This is a genomic window from Streptomyces araujoniae, assembly GCF_050871195.1.
Classification (GTDB): Bacteria; Actinomycetota; Actinomycetes; order Streptomycetales; family Streptomycetaceae; genus Streptomyces; species Streptomyces bacillaris.
In genome coordinates this window covers 5,761,695-5,783,743 of record NZ_CP194070.1, presented here as the reverse complement: position 1 = coordinate 5,783,743, position 22,049 = coordinate 5,761,695, and the positions used below count along the sequence as shown (strand labels likewise).

At 70.9% G+C, this 22,049-nt stretch carries 16 protein-coding genes; 10 read left to right on the top strand and 6 right to left on the bottom strand.

All coding sequences use genetic code 11. The annotated features are described in order from the left end of the window. Positions 1-89 precede the first annotated feature (89 nt). From ACQ9ZG_RS25025 to ACQ9ZG_RS24990, 8 genes are all read left to right on the top strand, one after another. Positions 90-3,779: a sensor histidine kinase gene (locus ACQ9ZG_RS25025; RefSeq protein ID WP_499281248.1), complete on the top strand. Its 3,690-nt coding sequence runs from the start codon at positions 90-92 to the stop codon at positions 3,777-3,779. A 9-nt stretch (positions 3,780-3,788) separates the two neighbouring features. Further along, on the top strand, positions 3,789-4,202 hold the full coding sequence (locus ACQ9ZG_RS25020) for a roadblock/LC7 domain-containing protein (RefSeq protein WP_006127850.1): 414 nt from the start codon (positions 3,789-3,791) through the stop codon (positions 4,200-4,202). Between the two features lie 134 nt (positions 4,203-4,336). Then, positions 4,337-4,744 (top strand): DUF742 domain-containing protein, encoded by a 408-nt coding sequence (locus tag ACQ9ZG_RS25015; RefSeq protein ID WP_003966010.1) that lies wholly within the window; start codon positions 4,337-4,339, stop codon positions 4,742-4,744. Then, positions 4,725-5,306 carry a GTP-binding protein gene (locus ACQ9ZG_RS25010; protein WP_015611636.1) on the top strand — a complete coding sequence of 194 codons (582 nt, stop codon included), beginning with the start codon at positions 4,725-4,727 and terminating at the stop codon, positions 5,304-5,306. Before ACQ9ZG_RS25015 ends, ACQ9ZG_RS25010 begins: the two co-directional genes overlap by 20 nt. 363 nt (positions 5,307-5,669) lie before the next feature. Further along, a complete protein-coding gene (locus ACQ9ZG_RS25005) occupies positions 5,670-8,954 on the top strand; it encodes a sensor histidine kinase (protein ID WP_109915484.1) in 3,285 nt (1,094 codons plus the stop codon). Between the two features lie 10 nt (positions 8,955-8,964). Beyond that, complete coding sequence (locus tag ACQ9ZG_RS25000; protein ID WP_006127847.1) at positions 8,965-9,378, top strand: roadblock/LC7 domain-containing protein; 414 nt, start codon at positions 8,965-8,967, stop codon at positions 9,376-9,378. Between the two features lie 90 nt (positions 9,379-9,468). Continuing rightward, positions 9,469-10,092 carry a DUF742 domain-containing protein gene (locus ACQ9ZG_RS24995; protein ID WP_084991937.1) on the top strand — a complete coding sequence of 208 codons (624 nt, stop codon included), beginning with the start codon at positions 9,469-9,471 and terminating at the stop codon, positions 10,090-10,092. Continuing rightward, positions 10,073-10,654, top strand: a complete 582-nt coding sequence (locus tag ACQ9ZG_RS24990; protein WP_014048542.1) for a GTP-binding protein — start codon at positions 10,073-10,075, stop codon at positions 10,652-10,654. Before ACQ9ZG_RS24995 ends, ACQ9ZG_RS24990 begins: the two co-directional genes overlap by 20 nt. A gap of 144 nt (positions 10,655-10,798) precedes the next feature. Here ACQ9ZG_RS24990 and ACQ9ZG_RS24985 read toward each other — a convergent pair whose 3' ends face one another. From ACQ9ZG_RS24985 to ACQ9ZG_RS24975, 3 genes are all read right to left on the bottom strand, one after another. Beyond that, complete coding sequence (locus ACQ9ZG_RS24985) at positions 10,799-11,002, bottom strand: acyl-CoA carboxylase subunit epsilon (RefSeq protein WP_018492393.1); 204 nt, start codon at positions 11,000-11,002, stop codon at positions 10,799-10,801. Between the two features lie 70 nt (positions 11,003-11,072). Beyond that, positions 11,073-12,659, bottom strand: coding sequence for an acyl-CoA carboxylase subunit beta (locus ACQ9ZG_RS24980; RefSeq protein ID WP_028416541.1), 1,587 nt, complete (start codon positions 12,657-12,659; stop codon positions 11,073-11,075). A 264-nt stretch (positions 12,660-12,923) separates the two neighbouring features. Then, on the bottom strand, positions 12,924-16,805 hold the full coding sequence (locus tag ACQ9ZG_RS24975) for an endo-alpha-N-acetylgalactosaminidase family protein (RefSeq protein WP_499281247.1): 3,882 nt from the start codon (positions 16,803-16,805) through the stop codon (positions 12,924-12,926). A gap of 419 nt (positions 16,806-17,224) precedes the next feature. On the opposite strand from ACQ9ZG_RS24975, the gene ACQ9ZG_RS24970 reads away from it, so the two are divergent. Further along, positions 17,225-18,436, top strand: coding sequence for a glycoside hydrolase family 64 protein (locus tag ACQ9ZG_RS24970; protein WP_018492390.1), 1,212 nt, complete (start codon positions 17,225-17,227; stop codon positions 18,434-18,436). Between the two features lie 80 nt (positions 18,437-18,516). Here the strand turns inward: ACQ9ZG_RS24970 and ACQ9ZG_RS24965 are convergent, their stop codons facing one another. Beyond that, positions 18,517-19,041: a hypothetical protein gene (locus tag ACQ9ZG_RS24965; RefSeq protein WP_028416539.1), complete on the bottom strand. Its 525-nt coding sequence runs from the start codon at positions 19,039-19,041 to the stop codon at positions 18,517-18,519. A gap of 259 nt (positions 19,042-19,300) precedes the next feature. Between ACQ9ZG_RS24965 and ACQ9ZG_RS24960 the strand changes: the two genes are divergently transcribed. Beyond that, the gene (locus ACQ9ZG_RS24960) at positions 19,301-19,927 is read left to right on the top strand and encodes a YceI family protein (RefSeq protein ID WP_028416538.1); all 627 of its coding nucleotides are present in this window, start codon (positions 19,301-19,303) and stop codon (positions 19,925-19,927) included. 120 nt (positions 19,928-20,047) lie between these two features. Here ACQ9ZG_RS24960 and ACQ9ZG_RS24955 read toward each other — a convergent pair whose 3' ends face one another. Next, positions 20,048-21,073, bottom strand: coding sequence for an iron-siderophore ABC transporter substrate-binding protein (locus tag ACQ9ZG_RS24955; protein WP_028416537.1), 1,026 nt, complete (start codon positions 21,071-21,073; stop codon positions 20,048-20,050). 100 nt (positions 21,074-21,173) lie between these two features. After that, positions 21,174-21,983, bottom strand: a complete 810-nt coding sequence (locus ACQ9ZG_RS24950; protein WP_109916120.1) for an ABC transporter ATP-binding protein — start codon at positions 21,981-21,983, stop codon at positions 21,174-21,176. Positions 21,984-22,049 lie beyond the last annotated feature (66 nt).

The window sequence follows — 22,049 nt, the reverse complement described above, 5'->3', positions numbered from 1 at the left end:
CCACCATGGGGCGCTTCCAGTGCCCTACAACGCCGACACCGTTCTGTCCGTATCCGGACGGAGCGCCTGGTCCAGAGGTTGCGACGCTAGTGCAGGGACGTTTCAAGAGGGATGGCAGCGCTCCGGCGGAACAGGAGCCGCGCGGCGGGACCGACCGCGGTTCCTCGCCCCAGCACGCCCAGAACCCCGGGCCGGCCGCCGCCGGCGACAACGGCGACCGTGCGCAGCGCCCGGGCCCGACGCCGGGCGGCGGGGAGGAGCCGGGCACGCCCGCACCCTCCCGCGGCCCGTCCGACACGGGCTCGCGAATAGCGCTCCGTAACTGGCGCATCAGTACGCGACTGGTCTCGCTCCTCGCCCTCCCGGTGGTGGCGGCGACCAGCCTGGGCGGTCTGCGGATCAACGAGTCCATGACCGACATGCAGCAGTTGGAGCACATGCAGCTGCTGACCCAGATGACCAAGCAGGCGACCTCGCTCGCCCAGGCCCTCCAGGTGGAGCGCGACCAGTCCGCCGGTCCGCTCTCCAACGGCTCCAAGGCGACCGACTACAAGGTCTCCCAGCCGCGTGAGAAGACGGACCGGGCCAAGGACGCGTTCCTCGACGCGACCAACGAGATCGGCGACTTCGAGGGCGACGACGCGCTGGAGAGCATCCACGCGAGCGTCGCCCAGATCGCCTCGCAGCTCGGTGACATCCGGTCGATCCGCAAGTCGGCGTACGAGAAGGACGCGCCGTCCCTCAACACCATCGACCAGTACAGCCAGCTGATCACCTCGCTGCTCAGCCTGTCCCAGGACATGGCCCAGGCGACCAGCAACCCGGACATGATCAAGCGGACCCGTGCCCTGGCGGCGTTCTCCTCCGCCAAGGAGTACGCCTCGATCCAGCGCGCGATCATCGCGGCCGCGCTGCCCGGCGGCTCGGTCAAGGAACCGCACCTCAACGAGAACGACAAGCAGTTCGGCTCCAACGCGCTCGACAAGGAAACCCGCGCGATCAGCTCGTTCAAGGCGATCTACGGGTCGACCGGCGAGAGCGCGGTGGACCTGATGGCCCCGCTGGACAACGGGAACAACCCCGAGATCAACGCGGCGAACATGTACGCCAAGCACATCCTCGACACCCCGAACGGGATCGACGGGGCGAGGGTGCGCTCGTACATGGACTGGTACGACCAGTCCTCCACCAAGATCGACGCGATGAAGACGATCGAGACCACCCTCCTCAGCGACATGGAGGCCAAGGCGCGCGAGCTGCGCGAGGCCTCCCAGCGTGAGGCGATCATCAACGGTGCGGTCATCCTCATCGTGCTCGGTGTCTCGCTCGTCGGCGCCTTCGTGGTGGCCCGCTCCATGATCCGCTCGCTGCGCCGCCTCCAGGACACCGCCACCCGGGTCGCCCAGGACCGCCTGCCCGAGCTGGTCAAGCAGCTCTCGGAGACCGACCCGCAGGACGTCGACACCTCCGTCGAGTCGGTCGGTGTGCACTCCCGGGACGAGATCGGCCAGGTGGCCGCGGCCTTCGACGACGTGCACCGCGAGGCCGTCCGCCTCGCCGCCGAGCAGGCCCTCCTCCGGGGCAACGTCAACGCGATGTTCACCAACCTCTCGCGCCGTTCGCAGGGTCTCATCCAGCGCCAGCTCTCGCTCATCTCCGAGCTGGAGTCGCGCGAGGCCGACCCGGACCAGCTCTCCTCGCTCTTCAAGCTCGACCACCTCGCGACCCGTATGCGCCGTAACGGCGAGAACCTCCTCGTCCTCGCTGGCGAGGAGCCGGGCCGCCGGTGGACCCGCCCCGTCCCGCTGGTCGACGTGCTCCGTGCCGCCGCCTCCGAGGTGGAGCAGTACGAGCGCATCGAACTCTCCGCGGTGCCCGCCACCGAGGTCGCCGGCCGGGTCGTCAACGACCTCGTGCACCTCCTCGCCGAGCTGCTGGAGAACGCGACATCGTTCTCCTCGCCGCAGACGAAGGTCCGGGTCACCGGTCACGCGCTGCCCGACGGCCGGGTGCTGGTCGAGATCCACGACACGGGTATCGGCCTCTCCCCCGAGGACCTCGCGGCGATCAACGAGCGGCTCGCGCAGCCGCCGACCGTGGACGTCTCGGTCTCCCGCCGCATGGGTCTGTTCGTGGTCGGCCGGCTCTCGCTGCGCCACGGCATCCGCATCCAGCTGCGCCCCTCCGACTCCGGCGGCACGACGGCGCTGGTCATGCTCCCCGTCGACGTCGCCCACGGCGGCAAGCAGCCCCCGTCCAAGCAGGGTCCCGGCCAGCAGCCGGGCGGCGCTCCGGGCGGTCTACTCGCCGGCAACGGCTCCGCGGGCGGTCAGCGCCCCGGCGGCGGTCCCGGCGGCCCTGGCGGCAAGAGCCTCGGCTCCGGCCCCGGCGGCCAGCGCGGCCAGGTCGGCGCGGGCTCCGGCCCGCGCGCCGCCCTCCCCTCGCGGGAGAACGGCCAGCAGAACGGCAACCAGAGCCAGGGCTTCCCCGGCCAGGAGCCGCAGCGCCAGGGCGGCGGCCTCTCCGGCGCCTTCGGCAACGGCGCCCGGCTCGGCGCCCGCGGCGGCCAGGGCGAGGCCCCCGGCCGTACGGAGTCGGGTCAGCCCAACCTGTTCGGCCACGGCGCCCCCGTCTCCCCCGGCCAGGGCGGCCGCCAGAACCCGTTCGCCCCGCAGAACAGCCAGCAGGGCGGCCGGCAGAACCAGTTCGGCCAGCAGCAGCACCAGCAGGGCCCCGGTGCCCCGCAGCCGCAGCCGCAGCAGGCCCGCCACGAGCAGAACGGCCCCGGCGGCCAGGGCGGTTTCCAGCAGCCCGGCGGCCCCGGCCGTCAGCTGCCGCCGACCGGCGGTCCGCGCGCCGAGCTGCCCGGCGGCAACCCGCAGCAGCGCCCCCAGGCCGCCAACTGGGGCATCGACACCCCGCGCGGCCACGAGGAGCACGAGAGCACCGGGCAGTTCGCCCAGCCCTCGGCGCCCGGCCAGGACCCGGCGTTCAACGCCCCGGCGAACGGCCTCCAGGACCCGGGCGCGACCGCCGAGTTCGCCCGTCCGGACTTCGGCACCCCGCAGAACCAGCAGTACGGCCGGCAGGCCCAGGACCCGGCGAGCACCGCCCAGTTCGCGCGGCCCGACTTCAACGCGCCGCTCCAGCAGCAGGGCCAGCACCAGGGCCAGGGGCTCCCCGCCCCGCGCCAGCGCGGCCTGGACGGCAACGACTTCGGCGCCCCGCGTCCGGCCGCCTCCCCGGCGGCCGAGGCGCCGTACCGTCCCGCCCTGCCCCAGCAGCCGGAGGCCCTGCCGCCGGCCGGTCCCGGGGACGGCCGCACGCCGCTGTACGACACCCTGGAGACCAACTGGTTCCACGGTCCGGGCCAGGGCGGCCGGCAGGCCGCCGAGCCGCAGGCCCCGGCCGCTCCCGAGCCCGCCGGTGTGCCCGTTCCGCCCATGCCCCGGCGTGGTGCGGCCGAGGCCCCGGTCACCAGCTCCTGGCGCGAGTCGCCCAACGACGAACTCGTACGCCAGGCCGAGCGGGTCAAGAAGCCGGCCGCAGGCGGGGTCACCACTTCCGGGCTGCCCCGCCGCGTCCCCCGGGCCAATTTGGTTCCCGGGACCGCTCAGCAGCAGAATCACCAGTCCGGACCTCAGGTTTCGCGTGCGCCCGATGACGTACGCGGTCGTCTGACCAATCTCCGCCGGGGCATCCAGCAGGGACGGCAGGCCGGAAACGGCCCGTCGACCGGCAGTATCCATCTCGGCCCCACTCACCAGCAGGAGCGTTAGTTGAGCCCCATGAGTCAGGCCGCGCAGAATCTGAACTGGCTGATCACCAACTTCGTGGACAACACCCCAGGGGTGTCCCACACGGTGGTGGTCTCCGCGGATGGCCTGCTGCTGGCGATGTCCGAAGGATTCCCGCGCGACCGCGCCGACCAGCTGGCGGCCGTCGCCTCCGGCCTGACGTCGCTGACCGCGGGCGCCTCACGGATCTTCGAGGGCGGCGCCGTCAGCCAGACCGTCGTGGAGATGGAGCGCGGGTTCCTCTTCCTGATGTCCATCTCCGACGGCTCGTCACTCGCCGTCCTCGCCCACCCGGACGCCGACATCGGTCTCGTCGGCTACGAGATGGCCCTCCTGGTCGACCGTGCGGGCACCGTCCTCACGCCCGACCTCCGCGCCGAACTCCAAGGCAGTCTGCTCCACTAGGCGGCCCTGCGGCGGATTCACGACACAATCCCCTCAGGTACCGCTCACAACCCTCACCCGTCCGGCCGCCAGAAACCCCTCACCGGCCCCTTCAGACGGCAAGCCGAGAACCTGCTGTCACGCCCGGAGGATTCATGACCCCGCCACCCGCCTCACCCGATCCGTACGGCGCACTGCACCACGCGTCGTACGACGGTGAAGGCGACCAGCCGCTGGTTCGCCCCTATGCCATGACCGGCGGCCGGACCCGGCCGCGCTACCAGCTCGCGATAGAGGCACTGGTCAGCACCACCGCGGACCCGGCGCATCTGGGGACGCTGCTCCCCGAGCACCAGCGGATCTGCCACCTCTGCCGCGAGGTCAAGTCGGTGGCCGAGGTCTCCGCGCTGCTGTCGATGCCGCTCGGTGTCGCCCGCATCCTCGTGGCGGACCTGGCGGAAGCCGGCATGGTGGCCATCCACCAGCCGGGCAACGGAGAGGCCGGCGGCGCGCCGGATGTGACACTGCTCGAAAGGGTGCTCAGTGGACTTCGCAAGCTCTAGCGGCGGGACGGCTCGCGCCACTACCTCGGCGAAGATCGTGGTGGCGGGCGGCTTCGGCGTGGGTAAGACCACGTTTGTCGGTGCCGTTTCGGAGATCAATCCGCTGCGCACCGAAGCCGTGATGACGTCCGCCTCCGCGGGCATCGACGACCTCACCCACACCGGGGACAAGACCACCACCACCGTGGCCATGGACTTCGGCCGCATCACACTCGACCAGGACCTGATCCTGTACCTCTTCGGTACACCCGGCCAGGACCGCTTCTGGTTCATGTGGGACGACCTGGTCCGCGGCGCCATCGGCGCCGTCGTCCTCGTCGACACCCGCCGCCTCGCCGACTGCTTCCCCGCCGTCGACTACTTCGAGAACAGCGGCCTCCCCTTCGTCATCGCCCTCAACGGCTTCGACGGACACCAGCCCTACACCCCCGACGAAGTACGCGAGGCCCTGCAGATCGGTCCGGACGCGCCCATCATCACGACGGACGCACGGCACCGCGCGGACGCCAAGAGCGGCCTGATCACCCTGGTCGAGCACGCTCTGATGGCACGCCTCAAGTAGTCCCGACACGTAGGCGTAAGTCGTTTTTGCCATACGGAAGTTGTTGTAGTCACGCGGGGGCGGCCTGTGTCGTTTGACACGATCCGCCCCCGTGTTCATAACATTTCGACAGAGAATTGCCCCCGCGCCACCACCCGACGCATCCACACGGTGCCGCTGCGCTCACATGAGCCCCGCCTTTTGACGGGGCTCGCTCTTTATGCCCGTTTTATCTGAGGCGTGGGCCACTCGGAATGACCGATTCCGAGTGTTTGGAGGGGGGCCCGTCCCCGTGCTGCAATTCGTCGAACTCCCGAGTAGTTACGGCCCTGAACGAATAATCCGGCACAACGTAGGTGCCGACGCCGAGAGGTTGTTGGTCGAGTGAGGCGAAGCAACGAGGGCTCCGCGGTGCAGCCCGAGCGGGGCAACTTCACCCCGCCGTCGCATGCTGCGGCATCGCCTGCACAGGCGCCCGAGCCGGAGTCGGCCGGTGGCAGCACCAGCCCGTTCTCGCCGCGCAACTGGCGGGTGGCCACCCGGCTGAACGCGATTCTCCTGATCCCGGTCGTCGTCGGCCTGATCATGGGCGGCTTCCAGGTGAAGGGGTCCATCGACACCTGGAGCGAGGCGCAGGAGGCCGAGAAGATCGCGCGCGTCGTCCGCGCCGCCTCGGACTACGGTCAGGCGCTGCTCAACGAGCGTGACCTCACCGCCCAGCCGCTGCTCTCCGGCGACCGGGACGCCGACATCGTCGAGCAGTCCCGGGCCACCACCGACGAGGCGCGGGCCGCCTTCGACGCCGCGGTGAAGGAGATGCCCGCCAAGCCGGGCCTCGAACGCCGCCTCAAGCTCTTCAAGAACGAGGAGCCCAAGCTCCCCGAGCTGCGCAAGGCCGCCTACTCGCAGGCGCTCGACCCGGTGAAGACCGAAGAGGGCTACACCCAGGTCCAGCACCAGCTGATGCAGTTCGCCAACGAACTCGGCCTCGGCACCGGCAACATCACCAGCTACGGTCGCACCGTCTACGCGCTGGAACTGTCCAAGGCTGCAGAATCGCTTCAGCGCTCGATCGGCATGCACCTGCTGGTGCGCCCGAGCAAGAAGCCCGGCACCTACGACGAGCAGGTCAAGGCCTTCGGCTCGTACAACTACCTGGAGCAGATCGCCCTCGCCGAGTTCAACGCCGGCGGCACCCAGGCCGACGTGGACCGGCTCAAGCAGGTCATGGCGGGGAAGGCCGAGGAGGGCGCCAAGCAGCTCAAGGCGGCCCGGGAGCAGGCCGAGGCCGCGGGCCAGGACTTCGTGACCCCGCCGAGCATCGACGGCTCGGTCTACGACGGCATGGTCCAGCAGATCGGGCGGGGCCAGTCCCCCGAGGAGCTGGCGGAGAAGGGCATCACGCCCGAGACCTGGATGGCCGCCGCGACCGCCAAGTTCGAGGGGTACGCGACGGTCGAGAAGGACCTCGTCGACAAGGCGGTGAAGGAGGCCGCCGAGATCTCCTCCGACGCCAAGTCCGACGCCATCGTCAACGGCCTGATCGTCGTCATCGCCCTGCTGGCCGCCTTCCTGCTGGCCGGGCTCATGGCCCGCCAGATGAGCCACTCGATGCGCCGACTGCGCACCGCCGCGTTCTCCATCGCGGAGCAGCGGCTGCCCACGCTGGTCGACCAGCTCTCCCGTACGGATCCGGGCCGGGTCGACACCCGGGTGCAGCCGATCCCGATCAACACGCAGGACGAGATCGGCGAGGTCGCCCGCGCCTTCGACCAGGTGCACCGCGAGGCCGTCCGGCTCGCCGCCGAGCAGGCCCTGCTGCGGGGCAACGTCAACGCGATCTTCACCAACCTCTCGCGCCGCAACCAGTCGCTCATCGAGGGCCAGCTGACCCTGATCACCGACCTGGAGAACAACGAGGCCGACCCGGACCAGCTGGAGAGCCTCTTCAAGCTGGACCACCTGGCCACCCGTATGCGGCGCAACGGCGAGAACCTCCTCATCCTCGCGGGCGAGGAGCCCGGCCGCCGCTGGGACCAGCCGGTGCCGCTGGTGGACGTGCTGCGCGCCGCCGCCTCCGAGGTGGAGTCGTACGAGCGCATCGAGCTCTCCGGGGTCCCGGAGGCCGAGATCCACGGCCGGGCCGTCACCGACCTCGTGCACCTGCTGGCCGAGCTGCTGGAGAACGCCACCACCTTCTCCTCCCCGCAGACCAAGGTCAGGGTCACCGCGACCCGGCTGCCCGACGGCCGGGTGATGGTCGAGATCCACGACAAGGGCATCGGCCTCACCGCCGAGGACTTCGCCGACATCAACCACAAGCTGGCCAACCCGCCGACCGTGGACGCGGCGGTCTCCCAGCGCATGGGCCTGTTCGTGGTCGGCCGGCTCGCCGACCGGCACGGCATCCGGGTCCAGCTGCGCCCCTCGGGCGAGCAGGCCGGGACGACGTCGCTGGTCATGCTCCCGGACCCGATCACCCACGGTGGCAGCGGCGACTCCCCGGCCGGGCACGACGACTTCACCGTCTCCTCGATCATTCCCGAGCAGCAGAACTCCTTCGAGCCGGCCCCGCAGCACGGCCGCATGCGCACCGCGGCGGAGCTGGGCTTCGACGACTCGCGCTACGAGGCCCCGGCGGACCCGAACCAGCTGGACCCGGTCAACCGCTCGCTGATGCGCGAGGAGCGCCGGGCGGCGCTGGAGGCCCAGTCCGGCACCGGATCCCCGTTCTCGGACGGCTCCGCCCAGGAGCAGCAGGGGTACGGCCAGGAGGGGTACGCCCGGGACCCGTACGCCGGGCAGGACGCGTACGCCGACGGCTCGCAGGGGTACGCCCAGGAGCCCTACGGCCAGGACCAGTTCGGCCAGGAGCAGTACGGCCGCGACGCCGCGCAGCAGCAGGAGGAGCAGGCCTCGTACAGCGGCTCCTACGAGCAGCAGGGGTACGGCACCGAGGACGGCTACCCGCGGCAGCAGGAGCAGAACGGGTCCGCGGCGCAGCCCCAGGAGGGGTACGCGGAAGCGGCATATGCCGCTCCGGAGAACCCGCAGGACCCGTACGCCACCGACCGGTACGCTGCCCCGACCGACCAGTCCCACCAGGACGACTGGCCTGTTCAGAGCGGTTTCCAGAACACTTTTGAGCCGGTTCGGCAGGCTGAGGCGGATTCTGTCCCGAGCGTTCCCGCACCGTCGCAGGAACGCGTAGGCTTCGAACGTCCGGGATCCGACCCGAACGCCGGCCACGAGCTGACCGAAGCCGGTCTGCCCCGCCGCGGCGGTGCGCAGCACTGGCAGCCGGGCAGCCGCGGCAGCGAGAAGCCCGCTCCCCTTCCGCAGCGGCAGCCGCAGCAGGAAGAGCGGCAGGCCCCGCAGACGGACGGGGACGGTTCGGACGACTGGCGCTCGACGAACGACGAGCGCTGGGAGCGGGCCGAGAAGCTCCGTGAGCCGAAGGCGGGCGGAATCACCCCCTCCGGCCTCCCCCGGCGCGTGCCCAAGGCCAACCTGGTCGAGGGCACGGCGGAGCAGACCCAGCAGGGCGGCCCACAGGTCTCCCGCGCCCCCGAGGACGTCCGCGGCAGGTTGAGCAACCTGCGGCGGGGCATCCAGCGGGGACGCAACGCGGGGTCGGACACCAGTAACACCTACAACCAGGAGCGTTAGTGTGAGCCCGATGAGCCAGGCGGCGCAGAATCTGAACTGGTTGATCACCAACTTCGTGGACAACACCCCCGGGGTGTCGCACACGGTGGTGGTCTCCGCCGACGGACTCCTGCTGGCCATGTCCGAGGGATTCCCGCGCGACCGCGCCGACCAGCTGGCGGCCGTCGCCTCCGGTCTGACGTCGCTGACCGCGGGCGCCTCCCGGATCTTCGAGGGCGGGGCGGTGAACCAGACCGTCGTGGAGATGGAGCGGGGCTTCCTCTTCATCATGTCCATCTCGGACGGTTCGTCGCTGGCCGTCCTCGCCCACCCGGACGCCGACATCGGTCTGGTCGGGTACGAGATGGCGCTTCTGGTCGACCGCGCGGGCAGTGTCCTGACCCCGGACCTCCGCGCCGAGCTTCAGGGAAGTCTTCTTAACTAGTAGACAGACAGTGCGTTTCTCGCCACCGCACCATAAGGTGCGGTGGCGCGGCCCCACTGGGATCGGCGACCGGCAGTCGGAGGAGGAAACGTGGCAACACCCACAGGCGGACACCCCTACGAGGGTGAGCAGAGGGTTTCGGGTGAGCACGGAGACGACCGTTTCGGCTTCCCCGCCGCATCCGGCGGCCAGGCGCCAGGGGGCTCGTATCAGCCATATCAGCAGCCGCAGCAGCACCAGGGTGCGCAGGGTTCCGAGTGGCCCCAGCAGCAGCCGAGTTCGCCGTGGCCGCAGCAGCAACAGCGATACGATGCGCCCCGGCAGTCCCGTCCGCAGCCGGGGCAGCAGCGGCAGGCTCCCGAGCCCGCCGCGCACAATCCGCTGGTCCGTCCGTACGCCATGACCGGCGGCCGGACCCGGCCGCGTTACCAGCTCGCCATCGAGGCACTGGTCAGCACCACGGCCGATCCGTCCCGGCTGCAAGGGCAGTTGCCCGAGCACCAGCGGATCTGCCGGCTCTGCATCGAGATCAAGTCGGTCGCCGAGGTTTCGGCGCTGCTCTCGATCCCCCTCGGCGTTGCCCGGATCCTCGTGGCCGACCTGGCCGAGGCCGGACTCGTCGCTATCCATCAGCCCGGCGGCGACGAGACCGCCGGCGGCCAGCCAGATGTGACACTGCTCGAAAGGGTGCTCAGTGGACTTCGCAAGCTCTAGCGGCGGAGCGGCCCGCTCCACTACCTCGGCGAAGATCGTGGTGGCAGGGGGCTTCGGCGTGGGTAAGACCACGTTTGTCGGTGCCGTTTCGGAGATCAATCCGCTGCGCACCGAAGCCGTGATGACGTCCGCCTCCGCGGGCATCGACGACCTCACCCACACCGGGGACAAGACCACCACCACCGTGGCCATGGACTTCGGCCGCATCACACTCGACCAGGACCTGATCCTGTACCTCTTCGGTACACCCGGCCAGGACCGCTTCTGGTTCATGTGGGACGACCTGGTCCGCGGCGCCATCGGCGCCGTCGTCCTCGTCGACACCCGCCGCCTCGCCGACTGCTTCCCCGCCGTCGACTACTTCGAGAACAGCGGCCTCCCCTTCGTCATCGCCCTCAACGGCTTCGACGGACACCAGCCCTACACCCCCGACGAGGTGCGGGAAGCGCTCCAGATCGGACCGGACACCCCGATCCTGACGACGGATGCCCGCCACCGCGCCGACGCCAAGAGCGCGCTCATCACGCTGGTCGAGCACGCCCTGATGGCACGCCTGCGCTAGGGGCTTCCGTTCGGATCGGGCCGGGCCGCGCGAGTCCCGGCCCGATCCGGACGCGGGGCCCTGGGCGCCTCGCGGTACGTACGACGGGAAAGGGCCCCGCACTCCTGAAGGAGTGCGGGGCCCTTTCCCGTGGTGCCCGGGTGGTCAGCCCTGCCAGCTGTGCGGGGCGCGGAAGCCCGGGGTGCGCTCCAGGCGGCGCCAGCCGGCCGTGTCGCGGCCCCGGCGGGCGGGGGCGGCGGGCTGGGCGGCGGCACGGGCCAGCAGGACGGCGGTGACGGCCGCCAGCTCCTCGGGGTCGGCGTGCCCCTTCTCGACGCGCAGGACGGACTCGGCGGAAGTCAGGCTCATGGTGGGGTGTCTCCGTCTTCTCGGCAGATGTCGTGGACCGTGCGGCGGATCGCGCCGTCGCGGCGGGCGGCTACTGCGGCGGGTTGCCGTGCTTGCGGGACGGCAGGTCGGCGTGCTTGGTGCGGAGCATGGCGAGCGAGGCGATGAGCACCTCGCGGGTCTCGGCGGGGTCGATGACGTCGTCGACCAGGCCGCGCTCGGCCGCGTAGTAGGGGTGCATCAGCTCGGCCTTGTACTCCTTGACCATGCGGGTGCGCATGGCCTCGGGGTCCTCGGCCTCGGCGATCTGGCGGCGGAAGATCACGTTGGCGGCGCCCTCGGCGCCCATGACCGCGATCTCGTTGGTGGGCCAGGCGTAGGTGAGGTCGGCCCCGATGGACTGGGAGTCCATGACGATGTACGCGCCTCCGTAGGCCTTCCGCAGGATCAGGGAGATCCGGGGGACGGTGGCGTTGCAGTACGCGTACAGGAGCTTCGCGCCGTGCCGGATGATCCCACCGTGCTCCTGGTCGACGCCGGGCAGGAAGCCGGGGACGTCCAGAAGGGTGATGATCGGGATGTTGAAGGCGTCACACATCTGGACGAACCTGGCGGCCTTCTCGGACGCCTCGATGTCCAGCACCCCGGCCAGGGCCTGCGGCTGGTTGGCGACGATGCCGACGACCTGGCCGTCGAGGCGGGCCAGCGCGCAGATGATGTTGCGGGCCCAGCGCTCGTGGATCTCCAGGTAGTCGCCGTCGTCGACGAGCTCCTCGATCACCTGGTGCATGTCGTACGGGCGGTTGCCGTCGGCCGGGACCAGGTCGAGCAGGACGTCGCTGCGGCGGTCGGCCGGGTCGTCACTCGGGGCGGTCGGCGGGTTCTCGCGGTTGTTGGAGGGGAGCATCCCGATGAGGTAGCGGACCTCGGCGATGCAGGTCTCCTCGTCGTCGTACGCGAAGTGCGCGACGCCCGAGGTCTCGGCGTGCACGTCCGCGCCGCCGAGGCCGTTCTGGGTGATCTCCTCGCCGGTGACCGCCTTGACGACGTCCGGACCGGTGATGAACATCTGCGAGGTCTCACGGACCATGAACACGAAGTCGGTGAGCGCCGGGCTGTAGGCGGCGCCACCCGCGCACGGGCCGAGCATCACGCTGATCTGCGGGATGACACCCGAGGCCCGCGTGTTGCGCTGGAAGATCCCCCCGTAGCCGGCGAGCGCGGAGACGCCCTCCTGGATACGGGCGCCCGCGCCGTCGTTCAGGGAGACCAGCGGGGCACCGGCCGAGATGGCCATGTCCATGATCTTGTGGATCTTCGTGGCGTGCGCCTCGCCCAGCGCCCCGCCGAAGATCCGGAAGTCGTGCGCGTAGACGAAGACCGTGCGGCCCTCGACCGTGCCCCAGCCGGTGATGACACCGTCGGTGTACGGCTTCTTGGCCTCCAGGCCGAACCCGGTCGCGCGGTGGCGGCGGAGCTGCTCGACCTCCTTGAACGAGCCCGGGTCGAGCAGCAGCTCGATGCGCTCGCGGGCGGTCAGCTTGCCCTTGGCGTGCTGCGCCTGGGTCGCGCGCTCGCTGGGGCCGCGCCGGGCCTGCTCGCGCAGGGCCAGCAGTTCGGCCACCCGGCCACGCGTGTCGCTCGGCTGCTCACCCTGGGTTTCGTCCACAACGGTCATGCATCGACCCTACGAACCCCGACCCAGAAATCGTGCCGTCGACTCCGTACAGTCTCCTGCCCGGTTTCGTGGTGGGAGTCAACAGAACCATCCCGCCGTGCAGGCGATCCACCAGCGAAACGCCGCCCTGTGTTGTGTGAACCCCACAAAGCGCAGGGTGTGCCGTGGGCCACATACCCCTGAGGGGGCCCGGAGGCCCCCTCAGTATGGCCCAGCAATGTTCAGCCCGGCGCCACCGCGCCGCGGCCGCTGTTCGACGGAGGTTCAACCTCCGCAGCGGAACCGGGCGTTGCCCCAGTCGGCGTGGTCGTTGCCGTTGCCGTCACCGCCGTCGTCGACGACGAGTTCGACGTACTGCGCTCCGGTGACGTCGGCGGTGAGCCTCCAGGCCGGGTCGGCGGCGCCCAGCACCGGGGACGTCACCTTCTCCGTGCCGTCGGCGGTGACGGAGAACCGTACGCTGCCGCGGCCGGTCTGGACGTCGTCGACGCCGACCTCGGCGGTGAAGGAGGTGCACCGCCCGCCCAGGTAGTAGCGGATCGTCGCCGGGGCGTGGGTGCCGAGCCCCTTGGCGTAGGCGACCCCGCCGATCCGCAGCGGGCTGCCGTCACCGCTCCCGGTCTCCCCGTTGGACTGGTCCCGCTCGACGGGCCCCCAGCCGTTCCGGGCCTCCGTCCAGTCCAGGTCACTGGCCCAGCGGTCCTCGGTGGGCGGCGGCGGAAGGGTCTGTACGGAGGCCTGCGCGCCGAGCGTGCGCGGGGCGTCCTGGACGGCGTACGTGGCCCGGGCGGCGAGCCGGTAGGTGTCGTACGGGGCGTCGGCCGGCGGGGTGACCCGCCAGCTGCCCCTCACCTCGGCGCCCGGGGCGACGAAGTCGAAGGCGACGGCCCCCGCGGGCTCGGCCCGCCACCCCTCCGGGACCGTCAGCGCCAGCTCCACCCCGGTGGCGGCCGTCGCCTCGTCGTTGCCGAAGACCGCCTCCACGGTGTTCGGGGCCCCCGGCTCCAGGGCCGCGGCGCCGGCGGCCACCGTGAGCGTGCCGCAGGCGGCCTCCTGACCGGCGGGGGCGGGCCCGAGGTCGGTCACGGTGAAGTCGTCGAGCACGAAGTCCGCGCCCTGGGGCGCCCCGGCCCGCTTCCGCAGCCCGGTCCAGGTGTCGCCGCACCCGGCGGTGAGGATCTGGCTGAACCGGCCGGTGGTGCGCTGCTGCCCGATGGGGGTGGTGCGGGTCTCGGTGGAGACGGCCCTGCCGCCCGCGTTCCGGTCGTAGCCGTCGACCCAGGCGTAGGCGCCGGCATGGCTGGACTGGTAGGCGAACTCCACCCGGTACCGGTGGCCGTCCTTCATGGGCACGGTCCAGGGGGCGGTGCGGTAGACGAGCCCGGTGTTCTCCTCGTGGGACTTGAGGGACTCCTTCCCCCCGAGCACGTCGTCGATCAGCTTCCCGTTCCAGCCGGACCGGGTGTACGGGGCGTTCAGCTGGGAGATGTGGGTGCGGGGGTCGGTGGATCCGCCCGCGTCGCCCTTGAGGAAGGGCCCCCACCCCTGGTCGACCGCCTCGAAGTCCTCGTACACCACCGTCCCGGGCCGGGTGGCGGGGGCGTTCTCCACGATCCGTACATCATCGGCCCGGACTCTCGCCCCGGAGCCCGCCGCCGCCTCGATGCGCAGGGTGGTGCGGCCGTTCGCCGGTGCGGTGAAGTTCACCTTGGCGCGCTGGAAGCGGGTGCCGTGCCAGTCGGACGCGGCGACGAAGTCCTCGGCCGTGGACCGCTCGACGGCGACCGACCGCCCGCCCGCGCTCAGCACCGTACGACGGGACTGGCCGGGTTCGACCTCGATGAGGGCGGAGGCGGTGTAGCGCTTGCCGGGCCGGAGTCCGGTGACGGGCTGGGAGAGCGCGGCCGTGGCGGTGCCGGAGAGGGCGGCGCTGTTGCGGCCCTGGTCGTCGGTGTCCCGTACGACCGTGCCGGTCTTCGTCCAGCCGTTCAGCGTACGGTCGTTGAAGCCGGGGTCCTTGAGCGGTGTGCCCTGGCCCCAGTCGGCGGCGGCCGCGCGCGGGGCCTGGCCGGGGTGGAGGACGTACGGCTGTCCGGCCGTGGCGGTGAGCGTGATCCTCCCGTCCACCGGGCGCACGGTGGCGGCCTTCTCCCGCCCGTTGTCGGTCAGCCGGTAGACGGTGTACGGGCCCGTCCCCGGCACCTCCCAGGTGCTGGTGCCCCCGGCCTGACTGTAGTGGTAGAGCTTCCTGCCGCCGTCCCAGGGCAGCAGGTAATCGGTGCCGCTGAGCACCTTGCGGCCCTGCTGGTAGAAGGTCCGCTTCCCGTCCTCGACCGTGCCGCGCACCCCGCCGGTGAAGGTGATGTCGTTGCCGTCCCAGCGGGTGATCTCCTGCTGCTGGAGGTACTTGGCGGGGAGGTTCTTCTGCCAGATCGTGGCGGTGAAGGCGTTCCAGTCGGTCTCGCCGGTCCACCCCTCGAACTCCTCCAGGGCGCTCTGGCCGAGGACCGGGTGGTTGTTCCAGATGTCCTTCTCGCTGTTGCGGATGAAGCGGATGATCTGCGAGTTGAGCCCCTTGTTGGTGGCCCCGCCGTAGTTGAGGTCGTTGGCCCAGTGGGACCAGAGCGAGGCCCGTTCGAACTTGTCGGACCACTCGGTGCCGACCGTCCACCCCTGCCGCTGCACGGCCTGGATCGTCTTGTCGGCGATCCAGCCGTGGGTGTAGTAGACGTCGATGTAGAGGAAGGCGAGGTTGCGGTCGGTCTCGTTCCGCAGCTGCTGGAAGCGCTTCGCCAGGTCGCCGCTGTTGAGGTCGCGGCGCTGGTCGATGTAGTAGCTCTGGTTGAGCCAGTTCCAGCCGGGCCTGGTCTTGTCGACGAGCTGCTCGCCGAAGGCCCTGGCCTCCGGGTAGGACTCGGTGGCGTTGACGTGGACGCCGAAGGTGGCGCCCCACTTCCTGCCCTGTTTCAGCAGGGTGTTGAGATCCTTGAGCCCGCCGGCGCGCTTGTTGTAGTTGCCGCCGTAGTCGGGGTGGGCGGAGTCGTGGCCCTCGGAGCCGTACCCCTTGAGGACGGCGAGCTGGCCGAGGCCGTCGGTGGCCTGGGAGATCCGCTTGACGTCGTCCAGGGTGCGCAGGAAGGGGTGGGTGGCCTGGCTGGCGAAGTTGAACGGGATATGGGTGACGACCCGGTCGGCGGTCTGCCCGCTGCCGGGCGCGGTGATGCCGATGGAGCGGAAGGCGATGGCCGCGTCCTGCCAGTCGACGGCCCGGTCCCCGTTGGCGTCGGGGGTGATGACGACCTTGGCCCAGGGCAGGTTCTCCCCGCTCTCGGGCTTCGGTGCGCCCTCGCCCCGGTAGGTCCACTGGCCGGAGCTGACGCCGACCCGGACGCCGCCGTCGGCCTCGGCGCGGGCCTGGTGCCAGAAGCGGGCGTCGTCGCCGTCGGTGGGCCCTGAGGGCTTGTCGTAGGAGGAGTTGGACTCGACGGCGGCGGCGAGGGAGCCGGTGTTGAGGAGGGCGTAGGTGGCGCCGAGGGGCGCGGGGTCCGGCTCGGTCTCTCCGGTGACCTCCGCGAAGACGTCGGCGGTACCGGTGGAGTCCGGATCCAGGGTGGTGAAGGCGGTGGCGGCGCCCGGTTCGCCGGAGCCGACGGAGATCAGGTCGTGGCCGGGGATGCCGATGGTCCCGACCCGGAAGGCGGCGGTGTCGCGGACGGCGGTCACCTTGAAGGTGGTGGTCCGGCCGGAGACGGTGAGCGAGGCGTCGATCTCGACCCCGGGGAGGCCGTCGAAGGCGAGGGTGTAGCGGGCGGAGGAGCCGTTCACCTTCGGCGCGCCCTTGGGCTTCACCGGGTGGGCGGTGCCGTTGAGGGTGACGGCGGTGACCGGCCGCGTACTGCCGAGGAGCCGTTGGCCACTGGCCCGGTCGGTGTACGAGAGGACGCGCGGGAAGTCCTCGGCCACGGCGACGGTGAGGCGGTCGGAGCCGATGGTGGCGGAGGCGGCGGACCGGTCCGCTCCGGCCGGTGCGGGGGACGGGGCGGCCGCCGCCGGGAGGGCGGCGGTCCCCACCAGCGCCAGGACGGCGGCTGAGGCGACGGCCGAGGCCACGGAGACCGGGCCGACGGAGGGGAATCTTGGCGACATGGCCCCTGAGTAGCCCCCGTGTCGGGACACCGTCAACGAAGGACGGGACCGGGGGCCTTCTCCGTCCAACAACCGCGCTCCGTAAGTCCAAGTGGGCGTACGGGGCCGTCGGAGCGCCCCCTCGTTCACCTCTTGGCACCGGGTGGCCGGTGCCGCCTCCGCAGAGCCGGACCAGTCCCCGTGCGGTCACGGTTCGCACCCGCCCGGCTCCACCAAGTGCCGGTTCCAGGTATCGAGTTGTGAAGACCTGGAATTTTTGAGAGCGCTCTCAGTCACAAGTATTGACGCCCGCCCGACCCCTGGCGAGAGTGGTGCGCACTCCGCAGACACCCCCACTGTCCGGTCCCTCCCCCACCCCGCCCCCACGACCTGTCTGCGACCCCCACACTCTCGGGAGTTCCCTCGTGATTTCACGCCGAATGTTCCTGACCGGTGCCGCCGCCACGGCCACCGCCCTGACGTACCCCGCCTGGGGCACCGCCCTCTCCCCGCGCGCCTCGGCGGCCCCCGCCACCTGCGAACTGGCCCTGGAGAACAAGTCGCTGCCGGGCACGGTGCACGCGTACGTCACCGGCCGCGAGCTGGCCACCGACGGCTGGGTCCTGCTCCGGGCCAACGGCGAGGTCTACCGCCCCGAGTCCCCGGGCGCGCCGGAGACCCCGCTCCCGGTGGACTGCGCGATCCCGCTCAACGCGGCGGGCGCGGCGCCGGTGGTGCTGACCCTGCCGCAGATGTACGGGGCGCGGGTCTACTTCGTCCGCGACGACAAGCTGGACTTCTACCTCAACCCGGGCCCGTCCCTGGTGGAGCCCGCCTTCGCCACGCCGACCGACCCGAACTACGGGCGGACCTGGGCGTTCGCCGAGTTCACCTTCAACACCCAGCAGCTGTACTCCAACATCAGCTACGTGGACCTGATCACCGCCCTCCCGATCGGCATCACGCTGGAGGGGGACGGCACCCACGTCGTGCCCGCGCACCCCGAGGACGCGGTGGAGCGGATCGCGGCGGACCTCACCGCCCAGGCGGCGGCCGACGGGCAGCCCTGGGACCAGCTGATCACCCGGGGCGACGACGGCAAGGTGCTGCGGGTGGTCTCGCCGCAGAACATCATGGCCCCGTACTTCGACCGGCCGGCCGAGATGCCGTTCCGGGGCCTGTTCGAGGCGCAGATCGACGAGGTGTGGGAGAAGTACCGCTCCGAGGACCTGCGGATCGACCTCCAGGGCGGCCGGGGCACGCTGGCGGGCCGGGTGAGCGGGGACACGCTGACCTTCGAGGGCGGCCACACGTTCACCAAGCCGGAGACGAAGGACATCTTCACCTGCAACCACGGGCCGTTCACCAACAACCCGAGCGACTCGGACGAGAAGAAGGCGATCCTGGCCCGGCTGGCGGCGGGCTTCAACCGCTCGATCATGCTGAGCCACCCGAGCCAGCCGAACGGCACGACGGTGGCGGACTACTACAGGACCGAGGTGACCAACCACTGGTCCCGCGTGGTCCACGCCAACAGCCCGATCGGCTACGCCTTCCCGTACGACGACGTCCGCCCGGACGGCGAGCCGGACGTCTCGGGCGCGGCCCACGACGGGAACCCGCGCCGCTTCACGGTGAGCGTCGGCTCCTGACGTCAGCACCGTGAGTGCCCCCGCCGGCCGGACCGGCGGGGGCACTCGTGCGTCCAGGGGGCGGGACGGCCGGTGGCCGGTCAGCAGCCGCCGCAGTTGTAGTAGGTCACGTCCCAGTGGTTGCCCTCGTCGGCGTAGATGTTGCCGGAGCCGGACCGGTACTGACGGGCGCCGTCGCCGCGCTGCCCGATGTAGGTGAAGACGCCGGTCACGTAGTTGTTGAGGCAGGTGCTCTTGGCGAAGTCGAGCTTGTAGCCGTTCCAGTGGGAGTACGTGCCGGAGGCGTGCCCGGTCTCCGTGCCGCCGGTGATCCTCAGCGCGCAGCCGGTGGCGCTCCTGAGCGTCTGGGCTCCCTGGGCGGTCGCCAGGTTGAGCTGGTCGAAGGAGGTGCAGGTGGGGACGTTCCGGTTGGAGCAGCCGCCCGAGGACGACCAGGTGATCCCGGAGGAGCTGAACCGGGAGGTGGCCTGTGCGTGGGTCAGCTTGGTCACGGCGTGCGCCTCGGTGGCGCCGCCGCCGAGGACACCGACGCCGGGGACGAAGAGCGCGCCGAGGACCAGGGCCAGGGCGGTGAGGGCGGAGCGGAGCCGTGGACGGTTCACCATGAATTCTCCTCCTGTACATGACAACAACGAGGGCGCACGGACGCGGGGCCACGCACGCCGGACAGGGTGATGGTGCCCGAGTTCTACGCGCGTCCGCCAGAGGGCGGGCGACCCCGGATGCGACATCGGCCGCCGGCCGGCACGCCGACCCGTCGGCGAAATGTTGAAACTTGAACAAGATGGGGTTAGAGTCGTTCTCGTTGAACGTTAAACGACATCGACGCACGACATCGCCGTGCACGTCCCCCGAGGAGGAGCCATGGCTCTGTTCACCCGCAAGTCGACCGCCGCCACCCCGACCGCCACCGCCGAGGCCCCCGCGGTGGACCCGGCCCTGGCCGCGCTGACCGGCACGTACACCATCGACCCGGCCCACAGCAGCATCGGCTTCACCGTGCGCCACGCGATGGTCACCAACGTGCGCGGCTCCTTCGGCGAGCACGAGGGCACCCTCACCCTGGACGGCACCGACCCGGCGAACTCCTCCGCCGCCATCGACGTGAAGATCGCCAGCATCGACACCGGCATCGCGGACCGCGACGGCCACCTGGTGAGCGGCGACTTCTTCGACGCCGAGAAGTTCCCCCTGATGACGTTCCGCTCGACGCGCGCCGAGCAGCTGGGCGGTGACGCGTACCGCGTCACCGGCGACCTGACCATCAAGGACGTCACGCGCCCGCTCTCCATCGACCTGGAGTTCAACGGCTCCGCCACCGACGTCTACGGCAACGAGCGCGTCGGCTTCGAGGGCAGCACCGACATCCTGCGCTCCGACTGGGGCCTGACCTGGAACGCGGCGCTGGAGACCGGCGGGGTCATGGTCAGCGACAAGGTCAAGCTGAACTTCGACATCTCCGCGATCAAGGCCGCCGCCCCGCAGGCCTGACCCGCGGCCCCGCCACGGCCTGCCGATCCGGGCCCCGCACGACGGCGCGCCCCGCCCCCGGGACATCCGGGTGCGGGGCGCGTTCGCGTACCTACGCGTACGGATCGGGGCGCGTACGGGCTACTTCTCGACCTTCTCCGCGAAGAGCGGGACGACCTTCTCCAGGGCGTACGAGACGGAGAGGATCGAGTCCGTGGCGAAGGCCTGGGAGATGTCCTTGTCGTCGAAGATCAGGGCGTGGCCCGCCTTGACCGAGGGGACCGCCTTGTACAGCGGGTCGTTGCTGATGTCCGTGGCGGGGATGCCGATCGGGGTCATCACCGTGAGGTCGGCGTCGAGGAGTTCGAGGTTCTCCTTGGAGATGGGGATGGAGAAGCCTCCGTCGGCCTTGGCCTCGACGGCCGGGCTGTTCTTGAAGCCGAGGCGCTCCACGAAGTTGACGCGGCCCGTGCCGCCGACGTAGGCGCCGTACCCCTCGGAGGTGCGCGAGCCGAGGACGATCGTGGCGTCCTTGAACTCGGGGTGCGCCTCTGCGGCGGCCTCGAACTTCTTCGTGGTCTCCGCGATCAGCTCCTTGCCCTTCTCGGGCACGCCCATGGCGGCGGCGATCATCGTGGTCTGCTGCTCCCACGAGATCGTGTACTGGTCGCCGCCCTTGGGCACGCCCACGGTCGGGGCGATCTTCTTCAGAGTGTCGTAACGGGTCTGGTCGCCGCTGGACTTGGTGTCCACGATGAGATCGGGCTGGAGGGAGGCGATCTTCTCGAACTCCGGCTCCATCGTGCCGATCAGCTCGGGGGCCTTGTCGTACATGCCCTTGGCCCAGGGTCCGACACCCTCGCCGCCGAACGGCAGCCAGTCGCTCGCCCCGACCGGCTGGCCGCCGAGCGCGAGCACGGTCTCCGCGTCGCCCCAGCCGAGCGCGACGATGCGCTGGGGCTGCTTGTCGATGGTGACCTCGCCGAACTTGGTCGCCACCTTGGCGGGGAAGGCGCCCTGGGAGGCGGCGGGAGAGGCCGAGCCGGAGGTGTCGGAGGAGGAGTCGTCCGAGGAACCACAGGCGGAGACGCCGACGAGGAGGGCTGCGACGGCCCCGGCCATCAGGGCGGGGGTGCGGCGGGAGCGGCGGGAAGCGGAAGCGTTCATAGGCTTTAGGTTAGCCTCACCTAATGACAACGGTGCCATCGGGTCGGCCCCTCCGTCGCTCCGGAGTTCCCCACCGGCTCCGCTCCACCGTCCGTACGGTCTACGCGGCCGCGTTCTTCACATGGTGGCGGCCCAGCGGCACCACCATCGGGGTGGCGGACGCCGGGTCCTCGATCACCGAGCAGCGCATCCCGAAGACCTCGCCGACCAGCTCCTCGGTCACGATGCCGACCGGTGCCCCCTCCGCCAGGATCCGGCCGTCCTTCATGGCGATCATGTGGTCCGCGTACCGGCAGGCGAGGTTCAGGTCGTGGAGCACCGCGACCATGGTGACGCCGCGCTCCCGGTTGAGGTCGGTGAGCAGGTCGAGGACGTCGAGCTGGTGGCTGGCGTCCAGATACGTGGTCGGCTCGTCGAGCAGCAGGATGTCCGTGCGCTGCGCCAGGGCCATCGCGATCCACACCCGCTGGCGCTGACCGCCGGAGAGTTCGTCCACCGGCCGGTCGGCCAGCTCCAGGACGTCGGTGGAGAGCAGCGCCTGCGCGACCGCCTCGTCGTCCTCGGCGCTCCAGCGGCGGAACCAGCCCTGGTGCGGGTAGCGGCCGCGGCCGACCAGGTCGGAGACGGTGATGCCCTCGGGGGCGGTGGGGCTCTGCGGCAGGATGCCGAGGACGGCGGCGACCTCCTTGGTGGGCATCTCCTGGATGGACCGGCCGTTCAGGAGCACCGCTCCGGCGGAGGGGGCGAGCAGCCGGGCCATCGACCGCAGCAGGGTGGACTTGCCGCAGGCGTTGGGGCCGACGATGACGGTGATCCGCCCGGGCGGGACGGTCACGCTGAGGTCGCGGACGATCTCGCGCTCGCCGTAGCCGAGCCGGACGTCCCGGGCTTCCAAGGTGTGCTCAGCCACGTCCGGGCCACGCCTTTCGTTGTCGTCCTGCGTCTCGTCGTTCTTCTCGTGCGCCGCGCTCTTCCC

Excerpts from the sequence above, each read along its gene's own strand:
- ACQ9ZG_RS24980 (WP_028416541.1), bottom strand. The coding sequence starts at position 12,659 with ATGACCGTTGTGGACGAAACCCAGGGTGAGCAGCCGAGCGACACGCGT.
- ACQ9ZG_RS24985 (WP_018492393.1), bottom strand. The coding sequence starts at position 11,002 with ATGAGCCTGACTTCCGCCGAGTCCGTCCTGCGCGTCGAGAAGGGGCAC.
- ACQ9ZG_RS24975 (WP_499281247.1), bottom strand. The coding sequence starts at position 16,805 with ATGTCGCCAAGATTCCCCTCCGTCGGCCCGGTCTCCGTGGCCTCGGCC.
- ACQ9ZG_RS24960 (WP_028416538.1), top strand. The coding sequence starts at position 19,301 with ATGGCTCTGTTCACCCGCAAGTCGACCGCCGCCACCCCGACCGCCACC.
- ACQ9ZG_RS25015 (WP_003966010.1), top strand. The coding sequence starts at position 4,337 with ATGACCCCGCCACCCGCCTCACCCGATCCGTACGGCGCACTGCACCAC.
- ACQ9ZG_RS24965 (WP_028416539.1), bottom strand. The coding sequence starts at position 19,041 with ATGGTGAACCGTCCACGGCTCCGCTCCGCCCTCACCGCCCTGGCCCTG.
- ACQ9ZG_RS24970 (WP_018492390.1), top strand. The coding sequence starts at position 17,225 with ATGTTCCTGACCGGTGCCGCCGCCACGGCCACCGCCCTGACGTACCCC.
- ACQ9ZG_RS25000 (WP_006127847.1), top strand. The coding sequence starts at position 8,965 with ATGAGCCAGGCGGCGCAGAATCTGAACTGGTTGATCACCAACTTCGTG.
- ACQ9ZG_RS24955 (WP_028416537.1), bottom strand. The coding sequence starts at position 21,073 with ATGAACGCTTCCGCTTCCCGCCGCTCCCGCCGCACCCCCGCCCTGATG.
- ACQ9ZG_RS25020 (WP_006127850.1), top strand. The coding sequence starts at position 3,789 with ATGAGTCAGGCCGCGCAGAATCTGAACTGGCTGATCACCAACTTCGTG.